At 70.3% G+C, this 11,813-nt stretch carries 10 protein-coding genes; 1 reads left to right on the top strand and 9 read right to left on the bottom strand.

Annotation, left to right across the window (positions count from 1 at the left end; translation table 11 throughout):
• Nucleotides 1-82: 82 nt before the first annotated feature.
• Entirely contained in the window at nucleotides 83-1,900 is a 1,818-nt protein-coding gene (locus LzC2_RS04565) for an ATP-binding cassette domain-containing protein (RefSeq protein WP_171184237.1), read from the top strand.
• A gap of 55 nt (nucleotides 1,901-1,955) precedes the next feature.
• Here the strand turns inward: LzC2_RS04565 and LzC2_RS04560 are convergent, their stop codons facing one another.
• The 9 genes from LzC2_RS04560 to LzC2_RS04520 all read right to left on the bottom strand — a co-directional run bounded on the left by LzC2_RS04560 (nucleotide 1,956) and on the right by LzC2_RS04520 (nucleotide 11,789).
• A complete protein-coding gene (locus LzC2_RS04560) occupies nucleotides 1,956-4,130 on the bottom strand; it encodes a secretin N-terminal domain-containing protein (protein WP_171184235.1) in 2,175 nt (724 codons plus the stop codon).
• Nucleotides 4,131-4,488: 358 nt separating this feature from the next.
• Nucleotides 4,489-4,674, bottom strand: coding sequence for a Flp family type IVb pilin (locus LzC2_RS04555; RefSeq protein WP_171184233.1), 186 nt, complete (start codon nucleotides 4,672-4,674; stop codon nucleotides 4,489-4,491).
• 420 nt (nucleotides 4,675-5,094) lie between these two features.
• The gene (locus LzC2_RS04550; RefSeq protein ID WP_171184231.1) at nucleotides 5,095-5,601 is read right to left on the bottom strand and encodes a Dps family protein; all 507 of its coding nucleotides are present in this window, start codon (nucleotides 5,599-5,601) and stop codon (nucleotides 5,095-5,097) included.
• A 99-nt stretch (nucleotides 5,602-5,700) separates the two neighbouring features.
• Nucleotides 5,701-7,020: a glycosyltransferase family 2 protein gene (locus tag LzC2_RS04545; RefSeq protein ID WP_171184229.1), complete on the bottom strand. Its 1,320-nt coding sequence runs from the start codon at nucleotides 7,018-7,020 to the stop codon at nucleotides 5,701-5,703.
• A gap of 27 nt (nucleotides 7,021-7,047) precedes the next feature.
• Entirely contained in the window at nucleotides 7,048-7,836 is a 789-nt protein-coding gene (locus LzC2_RS04540) for a lysophospholipid acyltransferase family protein (RefSeq protein WP_171184227.1), read from the bottom strand.
• 156 nt (nucleotides 7,837-7,992) lie between these two features.
• Nucleotides 7,993-8,766, bottom strand: a complete 774-nt coding sequence (locus LzC2_RS04535; RefSeq protein ID WP_171184225.1) for a hypothetical protein — start codon at nucleotides 8,764-8,766, stop codon at nucleotides 7,993-7,995.
• 49 nt (nucleotides 8,767-8,815) lie between these two features.
• Complete coding sequence (locus LzC2_RS04530; protein WP_171184223.1) at nucleotides 8,816-9,796, bottom strand: hypothetical protein; 981 nt, start codon at nucleotides 9,794-9,796, stop codon at nucleotides 8,816-8,818.
• Nucleotides 9,796-10,740: a hypothetical protein gene (locus LzC2_RS04525; RefSeq protein WP_171184221.1), complete on the bottom strand. Its 945-nt coding sequence runs from the start codon at nucleotides 10,738-10,740 to the stop codon at nucleotides 9,796-9,798. The genes LzC2_RS04530 and LzC2_RS04525 overlap by 1 nt, the downstream gene beginning before the upstream one ends.
• A complete protein-coding gene (locus tag LzC2_RS04520; RefSeq protein WP_171184194.1) occupies nucleotides 10,737-11,789 on the bottom strand; it encodes a hypothetical protein in 1,053 nt (350 codons plus the stop codon). Before LzC2_RS04520 ends, LzC2_RS04525 begins: the two co-directional genes overlap by 4 nt.
• Between the last annotated feature and the right edge of the window lie 24 nt (nucleotides 11,790-11,813).

Below are 11,813 nucleotides of genomic sequence, written 5' to 3'. Positions count from 1 at the left end.
GGCGACAGTCCCGTCCGCCCCCCCTCGCCGGCTCTCTGGTCGGTCGCTCAGGGGGCTGACGCCCCCCGCTCGCCGAACGTTCATGTCGCTGCTGTCCCTCGAAGACGTCACCTTTTCCCACGGGGAGGCTGCGCTGCTGAACGGCGTGACGCTGCGGCTCGAAGCGGGGCAACGGATGGCGTTGGTCGGCCGGAACGGCGCCGGCAAGAGCACGCTGATGAACCTCGCGGCGGGCAACCTCGCGCCCGACGAAGGCGCGATCAACGTGCAGAAGGGCCGCGTGCTGACGCGGCTCGAACAGGAAGTCCCCGCCGGCACCGCGGGCACGGTCCGCGAGGTCGTCACCCGCGGCGCCCAGGCCGCCGGCGCCCAGAAGGAGCACCCGCCCGAGGACTGGGAGATCGACATCGCCGTCGACCGCGTGATCGGCGAGTTGAACCTCGATCCCGACGAGCAGTTCGCCGACCTCTCCGCCGGACGGAAGCGGCGCGCCCTGCTGGCCCGCGCCCTCGCCCCGGACCCGGACGTATTGCTGCTGGACGAACCGACGAACCACCTCGACGTGGAATCGATCGCCGTCGTGGAGAAGCTCGCCGGGAGCCTGCGGGGCGCGGTGCTGTTCGTCACCCACGACCGGGCGTTCCTGAAGCGGGTCGCCAATCGCATCGGCGAACTGGACCGCGGCGGCCTCAGCGCCTGGGAGTGCGATTACGAAACGTTCCTCACCCGCCGGGCGCAGCAGTTGGAGGCCGAGGAGGCGCAAGCGGCGGCGTTCGACAAGGTGCTCGCCCGGGAAGAAGCCTGGATCCGCCAGGGGATCAAGGCCCGCCGCACCCGCAACGAGGGTCGCGTGCGGGCTCTGGAGGATCTCCGCCGGCAGCGGGCCGCCCGCCGCCAGAAGCTCGGCAACGCCAACATGGTCGCCGCCGCCGCGGAGAAGAGCGGTCGGCTCGTGCTCAAAGCCGACAGCGTGACCTTCACGTACCCGGGGGCGGGCGAACCCACCGTCCGCGACTTGAACCTGACCCTCTCGCGCGGCGACAAACTCGGTCTGCTCGGCCCGAACGGCTGCGGGAAAACGACCGCCCTGCGGTTGTTGCTGGGCGCTCTGACGCCCGATTCCGGCTCGGTGCGCGAGGGCACGAACCTCGAAGTCGCCTACTTTGATCAGCTTCGCGACACGCTCGACCCGACCAAATCCGTCCGCGAAAGCGTCACCGACGGGGCGGAGGAAGTCACGATCGGCGGCCGCAAGAAGCACGTCGTCGGCTACCTCGGCGACTTCCTGTTCCCCCCGGATCGGGTGAACGTGGCGGTCGGCAGCCTGTCCGGCGGCGAGCGGAACCGGCTGCTGCTGGCCCGGTTGTTCACCAAGCCGTCGAACGTGCTGGTGCTGGACGAACCGACGAACGACCTCGATCTGGAGACGCTCGAACTGCTGGAGGGTCTGTTGGTGGACTACACCGGCACCGTGCTGCTGGTGAGTCACGACCGGGACTTCCTCGATCACGTCGCCACGAGCGTGCTGGCCTACGAGGGCGACGGGCAGTTCAAGGAGTACGACGGCGGGTTCTCCGACTGGATGCGGGCCCGCGACGCCGCCGAGGCCGCCGGCGGCGTGACGCCCTCCGCCGGAAACTCGCAGGCACCCGCGAAGTCCAAGCCGGCCGGCAAGAAGCTATCGTTCAAAGAGCGGAAAGAACTGGACGGCCTGCCGGCAAAGATGGAGAAGCTCGAAGCGGAGCAGGCCGAGTTGCACGCCGCGATGGCCGAAGCCGGGTTCTATCAACGCTCTCAGGAAGAGATCACCGCCGCGACCGACCGCGACGCAGCCCTCACGAAGCAGTTGGAAGCCGCCTTCGAACGCTGGGAGACGCTGGAAGAACGGGCGACCGCGTAGTCCTGCTTGGCTGCTGTTCGACGGACCGCTGATGGCTCGGTCGCAAACCGCGTGCTCAGAACGGAGCCGGGATGGCTGCGTCGGCGCCGGGGGACGGCTCGTCGCCCATCTGCGGGAACGCCGGCGGCGGGACGGCGAGGGGAGCCGGCGCGGGAATCGGCCTCAGAGCGGCCGACGACGCGTCCGACGGATTCTGCGACCGAGCCGAGGGCGGGACGGACGACCTCGGCGGAGCGGTGAAGGACTGCGAGCCTTCATACGGAGACGGCGACGGCAGCGACCGCGTGCGGGTTGGTTCGCCGTACGTCGGCTCCGACCAGTGAGGGGCCGACGGCGGCGCCGGCGCCGGGGGAATCACGGCGCCTTCGCCGAACTCGCGTTCGCCGTAATGCGATTCGCCGTACTCCGATTCGCCGTACTCCGGGCCGATTAGCCCCGTCACGACCGGGGCGGCGAAGACCTCCGCCGGCAGATCACAGTGCGCTTCGCCCGATGTTCCCCAGGGACCGCGGCGCAGCGCCTTATCGAAGTGGCAATTGTCCCACGCGCAACGGTCTTCGCGCAACGCGGCGTCGGTGCCCATCGACTGCGGATGGAGGGGGGTCGCCTCCAGTTCGCTGTGACCGAACACCGCCACGCCGGTCTCGCGGTAGTCGCCGGAATAGCAGGGGCCGACGATCTCCGGCGTGAGGAACACCAGCAGTTCGCTCTCGCGAACTTCGAAGTCGTTCTGACGGAACAGTCGACCGGCCACCGGAATCGCCCCGAAGAAGGGCAGGCTGGTCTTCGTGCGGACCTTGCTCCGCTGACGCAGGCCGCCCAGCACCAACGTCTCCCGGTCGGCGATGCGGACCGTGGTCGTCGCCTCGCGGGTGTCGATGATCGGGGCGTTCGTTTCCGGGGTGAACCCGCTGAGGACGCTGAACTCCGGATGCACCAGCATCGTCACGGTGCGGTCCGGGGCGATGTGAGGCGTGACTTCCAACCGCACGCCGGCCTCGCGGAAGGAGGTCGTGCCGATCGCTCCGCCCAGGGCGCTCTGCGTCAGTTCCTGATAGGGCACCTCGGTGACGATTTTGATGTCGGCCCGTTCGTGGTTCAGCACGACGACGTTCGGGTCGGCCAGCAGACGGCTGTCCTTGCTCTCGTTGAGCGCCCGCAGCGTGCTGGTGAGATCGAGGTAGCGGCTGGCGGTGGCCGCGGCGACGACGGCCCCGGCGGCGGTCGGATTCACCACGCCGGCCGCCGTCACGCCGCTAAACGCGATGGATTGCATGGGCGTACCGTCCGCGGCGAAGCTGCGGCCCCGCAAACTGCCGCCCCAGTTCAATCCGAGATCGCGGCCGTCTTCGATCGCACAGTCGTAGATCAGCGCCCGAATGCGGACCTGCACCCGCGGCACGTCCAACGACTGCATCGCGGACTGAATCGCCCGGAGGTTCGCGGGGCTGTCCACGACCAGCAACCGATCTTCGTTGTCCATCGCGGAGACCCGCCCGTTCTCTCCCAACAACGGGGCGAGCGCGACGGCCATCTCGGCCGCCGGGACGTACAGCAGTCTCACCACCACGGAGTCCAACGGCTGGCCGTCGCCCGCCCCCGCTCGGCCGCCGGGCCCGCGGCTCGAGGGTACGGTCAGCAACCGCGCGGCAGCGGCCTGCTCCTCAACGGAGGTGCGACTCGCGGCGGCGGCGTCCAGGCGTTCCACCTGCGTGCGGATCGCGTCGATCCGGGCGGGGTAGTCGAAGACCACCAGCGAGCGGCCGGCGGTCATGGCGTGCGCCCGACCCTCCGGCGACAGCATCTCTTCCACGATCGGCAGCAATTGGATGGGGTCGACCGAGGGCGTCGAGAACACCTCCGAGGCCAGCAACGGGTTCCCCGCCCCGAGATCCGCGATCGGCACCACCACCAGCCCGTCGCCCACCGGCCGGTAGCCCAATCCGCGGGAGAGCAGCAGCGTGTCCAGCACCTCGTGCACGGGGGCGTCGCGGAACGAGACGTCCACCGTCCCGGCAAGTTCCTGATTGATGACCAGATTCAACTCCGCGACTTCGCGGACGCTCATCAAGGCTTCCCGCAGCGGGACGCCGGGCAGCGTCAGGGTGATCCGGCGATTGAGCTTCGCCCGGGTCGCCGCGGTCAGCCCGGGAACCGTGGAGGCCGCCGTCTGGGCGAACGCCGGCGCACGTTCCGAACAGAACAGCGCCGCAACCGTGAGACAGATCATCCCCGCGCAAACCGACGCCGAACGGCGGGGGGCGGTCGTGCGGGACATCGCCATGGGGGAGACAGGGGAAGAGGCGGTTCGACCGGCAAGTCCGGTCGCTCCGGAGTTATCGACCGTTCGGCCGCCCGTATCCCCCGGCGACCCCCTCGACACGAGCGAACCGCCCGAACCCCCTAACCGGACCCCGGCGCGGCGAACACGCCTCGCCGTTCGGCGCGTGCGTCGCACAGCGCAAAAACAACCGACCCGGAGGCGGTCGCCCCCGGGTCGGTTCGTTACTCAGCAGGACGGAAGGCTTACGGTGCACCGCGGTGAACGCAGCGTCGCCAGCCAGGGCCGCTCGGGCGGCCCGATCGCACTACTCGGCGCCGCCGCCGAGGTAGCCGTTGATCTCTTCGAATTTGGAGTTGGCGCTGGTGCCCAGCGTCTGGACCGTGGCGATGCAGGCCACCAGGATGAGGGCCAGCATGACGGCGTACTCGACCGCCGTGGGGCCGTCCTCGGTCTCGAGGAAGGTCTTGACGCTGGTCAGGAAGTTGCTCATGGGGGACTCTCCAGTAATCGGTTTGAAACGGCGGCCCCAGACCCCTCCGGGACGTGCCGCGGTAGGCCGGCAGACCGTGCGGAACGTCCGCACGGCGTCCGGCCCGGGACACCCTGCTGCGGCGCCGATCGCCGTGAGTCGCGTCCCCTCGGGATGCGTTCGCGTCGTTCGATCCGTCAGCCGGCAAAAGTACGTCGCCCCCGAAGACGTGCGGCCGCTTTCGGTCCGATCGGGCAAAATAGCGAAGATCCGCATGCCACGGGGCCGCAAACGGCTGGAGAACCCGTGCGGGCCGTGCGGCTCGTCGATCCCGCAAAAGTGGAACCGCGACCGACGGGGCACGTCGCCCCGCGATCGCGGTTCTTCAGCGTTTGTCTGGCAGAGAGCCGACGTCCGGCCGGCCCCCGGCGTCCTGTCGACTTACGGCAGCTTCGACGGCTCCCCGGCGCCGACTTCGTGCTCCATCGCCTGGATCATCCAGAGGTGCTCTTCCACCTGCTGGCTGACGGCGATCAGCAGGTCTTCGGTCATCGGGTCCGGGTCGGCGACGGTCTTCCGGGCGGTGCGAATCGTCTCCACCGCGGTGTGCAGACGATCGCCGATGAGGTGCAGCGCCTGCGGGACGGGTTCGAAGTCGGAGGAGTAATTCGCCAGCGGGCTGCTCTCCGCGACGGTGTTCCGCCGTCCGTCCGGGGCGATGCCGAGTTGGTTCATGCGTTCGGCGACTTCGTCGCTGGTCAGGCGGGCGGTCTCGACGATCGCGTCCAGCTTTTCGTGCAGACTCTGAAAGTTCGGCCCGAACAGGTTCCAGTGCGCCTGCTTGCCCTGCAGACCGAGGTCGATCAGGGAGACGAGCACTTCTTGCAGCGCCGAGCAGACGGTTTGGGCGTCTGCCTCGGGCAGGATATTGCGTTTCCAGAAAGTCATGGCGGGCGTGTGGTGAGATTAGAAAGGAGCCGCAAATGGAGGGATCGCCCCGCTTCGCGAACGGTGTACGCCGTTACTGTAGGGCCGCCCGCTCATTCTTCACCGGGCGGGCGCCGAGACTCCGGGTCGGGAAGATGCCGAGAACGACGCCGCCGGTCGGTGCGTCGGCCGAAGCTCGCGCGGCCGCGGCGCGGTCGGAAGGGGCGAACGAGTCGGTTCGCTCCGCGGGACGGCGTCCGGCGCCGGGACGAGGTCCGGGCTGTAGCTCCGCCCCCGCCACGCCGCCGGTTTGCCCAACAGCTTTCGCCCCAGCGCGTACCACTGCACGGCCAGGAAGAACGCGACCCCGAACGGATGCAGCGCCACCCCCAGCCACGGCTGCCGATAGGAAAGCGCCAGCGCCGCCCGCGTGCCGAACGACAGCCCCGCCGCCGCCAGCAGCGCCGCGATCGACCCATTTGAAAGCGTGATCGCCCCCAGGGCCCCCGCGATCAGCAACGGCAGCGGCGCCGCCTGCCCCAAACCCAACACGACGGTGAAGAACCCGATCAGCCCCGGCGCCGCGACGCCCTCGGTCGCGTTCTTCGCCAGCCCGGCGAAGGTCTCCGAGGCGCCGTGATACATCCGACATACGGCGAGATCCGCCGCGTCGACCACGTCGGTCGTCTGCCCGGCGGCCCGGTACGCGCGGGGGAGCGTCAGCCCGTCGTGCAAACTCGATTTCACCGCGTCATGCCCGCCGACGGCCTCGTAGGCGTCGCGGGTCGTGAGGAAAAGCTGCCCGCAGCCGGCCGCCCAGGCCGGGCCGCGCAACCGACGCGCCGCAGCGATCGGCAGGAACCCCAGCAGGACGAAGTGGATCAGCGGGATCACCGCCGCCTCCGTCGCCGTCCCGCAGGCTTCGCGGGGGAACCCGCCCAGCAGGCCCACATTCCGCCGCGCCCGTTCATCGCACAGCGTGCGGAGGGCGTGCGGGGCAAGTCGCACGTCGGCGTCGATGAAGCACAGCAGCTCCCGGGAGCGGTCCGCCCGCGCCGCCAGCGTGCGGCAGGCCCACTGCTTCCCGCACCACCCGGCCGGCAGCGGCGGCGCCTGTTCGAGTCGAACCCGACCGTCCTCGCGGGCCGCTTCCGCGACGATCTCCGCGGTGCCGTCGGTCGAGTGATCGTCCAGCACGACCACCTCCAGATCGACCCCTTCGCTGCTCAACGCCGCGTGCAGACACTCGCCGATCCCGCCCGCTTCGTTCCGAGCCGGGATCAGCAACGACACCCGCGGCGGCGCCCCGTTCCCTCTCCGCCGCGGCGATCGAAACGCCGGCAGGTTCAGCGCTGTTAATGCGGCCGGCAGCGCCGCGCAGGCCAAACAGGCCCAGGCGAGCCAATCGAGAGCGGTCTCCGGCGGGGCGAACGTCGGCATCGCGAACCGGAGTGCGGGGGTGAACGGTCAGGACCGGGCGTTTCCATCGAACCGCAGCGGACGGAACCGACCCGGATCACGGTCCGCCGACGCCGCGGAGAGTTCACTCAGAATGTCCTCCAAACGCCCCTCGAGGAACCGGGAGCACTCCCCGGATCGCACGGGGGCGTCCCCCCGCGCCTCGCTTCGCGGCGTCCCTTGCCCCAACGTGTCGTCCGCCGTCGGTACGTCGCTTCGCCGCACCGGCTCGCCGACCGCCAGCAGGAGTTCGGGGCGACGTTCACTCCAAAAGTCGTACCGCACGGCGACCGGCACGGCGGTCAGCCTCGGATTGCGGCTCAGCAGGTGTCCCAATCCGGGGGCGAAGGTGATCGGCCGCCGCTCCGGCGGGGCGAACGTCCCCTGCGGCGTGAGCCACAGATCGGCCGCGGGGTCGGTCAGCGCGGCCGTGGCGCCTCGCAGGAAGGCGCGAGCGCCGGCCGCAGCGTCGCGTTCCACCCCGAACAGCCCCAGCGCCCGCCCGCAGGGGATCGACCGAAGCGCTTCCGCATCGATCGGTGCGTACGGCGTGCGAAACGGAACGAGGTACGCCGCCAACGCCGCCGCCGCCAAGGGATCCCACCAACCAGGGTGATTCAAATAGAAGACCCGCGGACCGCCCGGTCCGCCGTCGTCAAACGGAACGGGGATCGGTTCCAGCAATCGCACGGCGTGGAAGTTCCGAGCGAGCATCCCCCGACCGAACGGGAACCCGCCCAGCAGATACCGCCGGAACCCCCACCGCAGGAATCGAGAGGTGGGGGGCGATGCGGCCATGAATCCCAAGGCGAGCGGCGGGGCGGTATGAGAATTCCGAACGGGTTCGGCAGCTGTTCGCGCTACGCTTCTCGCTTGCGGTTTCGCGGCGCCCGAGAGCTGTCGGCGCCGCGAAACCGCAAGCGGACGGTCCACGCGTCGCCTCCGTTCCGAGTCTCAGTGATCCTTCGTGAGAGCGACATTCTCTGATTCTTCCCCCGCCGCCGCCGAATTCGACCCCACGAAGCGGGCCACCGCGACGAGGATTCCCGCCGCCGGCGCCGCCAGCAACCAGCGCCACAGCAGGATGAAGCGTTCGCCGTTCGCGTCGGCGCCCCAGAAGAGTTGGGGGTAGGTGTTCCCGCTCAGAAAATCCCAGCGGCGCTCCACCCACAGCCCCGCCGACCAGCCGGAGGCGTCCGGATGCGGGATGATCACCAATGCCGCCCCCAGCGCCGCCGCGGACCAGAGCAGGATTCGCCCCGTGCGATGGGCCAACCGCCACGTCGGGGAACGGTCCGGCCGCTCCCGGGTCGCCCCATGCGTCGCTCCCCAGATCAATCGCACGGCCCCGGCCGCCAGCCCGGCCCCGAGCAGGAACCAGACGGGAACGGAAGCCCCTTTCCATGTCCGCTCGCCGCCGCTGTACCGGTACGCCCAGACCCGTATCCCGAGCCAGCCGTCCTCCCACTCGAACGCGCTCCGCCGCATCGAACCGGAATCATCAGTGATGAGGAGCGGCGTCGCACGCTGCGTGACGATCGAGACCGACAGATCGCGCGTCGCGATTGCGCCCGCGGCTCGCCAGTCGGTCCCGGTGATCGACGCCGTCGTTCCCTGCTCCGCCCCCGTGGCGAACAGCACGACCGTCACCGCGATCGCCGCCAGCACGACCGCGACGCTCTCCGCCAGCACGACGGCCGGGCGGCGGAGGCGGGCGAGGGTGGTCAACGGCGAGGGGCGCGAAGGGGCAGCGGCGGATCGATCGGGACGGCTCATGCTAACTGGAACGAGCAGTGTCAGCGTCCGGTTCTCCCCGCCGCCGCATCCGCCACAGCGTCACGCCGTTCGCCAGCAGCGCGACGAAAGCGAACCACCACAGGCTGAGGCCGACCACGGTTCGGCCCTGCCAAACGGGGTTGGAGACGATGCGGGGCAGAGTCGACCTCTCGTGCGAGAACCACAGCCCCGCCCCGGTCGCCGCCGCCGTTCTCGTCCCCCCTTCGTCGATCCACTCCGGCGGGGGTGAGATCCAGTCGATGCTCGCCTCCAGAACCCGCGGGTGCCGCGTCTCGACGGGGCCGCGATTGACGCTCGCCGTCGCATACCCCGGACCGACGGGGAGGAACTGCACGACCGTGACGAACGCCCCGATGCCCGCCGCCGACCAGATCCACGGGCGCGCGACACGGCAGACCGCTTCGAACCGCGACGCTCCCGTCGATGGAGTTCGCCCGACCCGCCGGCGCCAGCGGACCGCCGCGATCGCGATGAACAGGAGGGCCAGCGGCCACAGGCTGATCGCGGCGTCGTAGGTCCGATGCATCGTGCCGCGAGCGCTGTCCTCGGTGACGGGATAGGTCGACACTCCGCCCCGCTCCATCATGGCGACAATCCAGATCCACCCCCCGATCGCGCTCCCCCCGGAGTGGGATGCGTCGCCCTGCCGTTCGGGACCGGCGTTCTCATCCATCGGATCGCCGAAAACGGTCACCGACACCGCCCGCAGGTGCGGCGACCATGGCTCCCCGGCTGCAAGTCCCCCCCAAGCGAACAGGTACCGGCCCTCGTCGATGCTCACCTGCACGCGACTCTCCGTCCAATCCTCGTCGCTCTCCGCGGACCACATCGGCCCCGCCGGGAAGGCGATCAGCGCCGCCCCGATCGCGGCGAACATCCAGGCGAACGGCCGGAGCAGTTCCCCCAGCAAACGAGCAAACCGACGAGCCGGCGTCTGCCGGGCATGATCGTCGCGGGTCATCAAGCAGCTCTCTCCGGAGGTTCTCGGCGAATGCCCCGCAGCGTGACGGCGCCGGCGATCGCGGACCAGATCGCGACCATCGCCAGCGGCCACCACAAGCTCAGCCAGGTCGTCGTGTGGGTGAGGTTCGGCCAGCCGTAGAACCGGCCGCCGTGGTCGGCCATCTGGGCGACGCCCATCAGCTCGCCCTCCATCCGCAACCCCGCGGCGTGCGAACCCCACTCCCACGGACCGACCGTGTCCGGCGGGCGGGGCGGGTCGAAGGTGCGGGCGACGGTGAGCCGCAGCAGTCGGCGATGGGCGACGGCGTGATCCTCCCCCGCGGCGCCGGCCTGCACCGCGACCAGCAGCGGTTCATCCGACCGGATCGTCTCGTTGTAGCCGTACAGGCAGACCGCCCCCAGCGCCGCGGCCGACCAGACCCACGGCCGCGCCGCCGCGGCGAGGGCGGAGCGAATCGGCGTCGCCGCGCTGGGCGCCGTGCGTTCTGAGCGCCGCCAGGCAAGCCACGCCCACCACAGCAGCGCGAACGGCAGAGTAAGCAGCAGTAGACCGAGCGGGCCGGCCTGCAGCGTGGTCGCACTGCGATCGTGCGGCAGAAGTGTCCCGGCGGGCGATCCCCAAGACGCGGCGAGAATCAATGCGTCATCCGTGCGCCACCAGGACCAACGCTCGTTCGGAGACTCGCTCGTCAGCCGCGGCCCGCTGATCGCGACGTCGAAGTCCCCCCATTCGTTCACCACTGCCAGCGTGGGGCCGCTCGGTCCCCAGCGCCAGATCTGCGGATGCACGCCGGGCGTGCCGGTCGGCGGCATCGGCCCGGCGGGGAAGGTCGCCAGCAGCAGCCCGATCGCCGCGAGCGTCCCAACGAACGGGGCCAGCGCGATCCGCAGCGCCCCCCGCAGCCGAGCGAACGCGGTCTGCGGGCGGTCGTGGGCGCTCATCGGGCAACCGTGGCGTGTCTCGGCCGACTGCGGTACAGCGTGACGAGATTCGCCAGTTCCGCCGGCAGCAGCAGCCACCAGAGACTGAACTTCAGAGAGAGCTTGCGCCGAAGGTCAGCCCCGCCCGCTCCCCCGCCCAGGCCGCCGGCCATTCCGCCGCCGAATTGGTTGGAGACCGGCGGCAGGCTGAACATCCCGCCGCCGCCGAGTCCGCCGCCGCCAAAGCCAAAGCCGCCGCGCCGCTGTCGAGACCAACTCCACCACACGCCCCACTGCGGACAGGCGGTTTGCTCGTTCGGGGGATCGGCCGCGGCGGTCGGCCAGGCGAGATCGACGGTCACGAGTCGCGGATGGGGCGTTTCCGCCGGGCCGATCAGTCCGCCGACCTGCATCTCCGGCGCCCGCTCCGGTCCCCATGCGTCGGCGAACTCACCCACGATCGCCGATCCGCCCAGCAGGGCCATCGTCCAGACCCACGGCCGAAGCATCCGGCGAGCCAACCCCGCCGGCCGGACCGGCGCCGGCCGAAAGATTCGCCAGCCGCCCCACAGAACCGCCGGTAGCAGCAACGTCCAGACGCTGAACGTCACGATGTACCGGAACCGCGGCGTGACCGCATCGACCCAGGCTCGCTCCTCCGCCTCGGTCCGTTCATGCCAGCCGAGTTTTTCGCGGTGAATGCGCGACCTCAAGTCCCGATGGAACCATTCCCGCGGCATGATCCATCGGCGAGACCATGTGAAGCCGGCGTGCGGCGGCGCCCACGTTCGATCGACCTCTTCGCCGAGATCCCCGGGGATCTTCCCGCCGAGCGCCTCGACCTTTACCGCGGCCGGGTGCCAATCGGACTGAGAGAACGACGTGACGGACGCCCGCACCGGCGGGGCGGCCCAGCGCCCCGCCGCCAGTTCGTAGCGGTTCGGCACCGGCGGAACCGCGGCGAGCGCCAGCCCCACCGCCGCGGCGACCCACACGAACGGCCGCGCAAGCGTCGCCGCGGTTCGGCGGAGGCGGGAGAACGCAGTTTGCGGGCGGTCCTCGGCGCTCATACGGGCCAGCGTATCGGGCGGATC

Origin of the sequence: Alienimonas chondri (assembly GCF_013036045.1) — a bacterium.
Lineage (GTDB): Bacteria > Planctomycetota > Planctomycetia > Planctomycetales > Planctomycetaceae > Alienimonas > Alienimonas chondri.
This window is presented reverse-complemented; position numbering and strand designations above follow the sequence as displayed.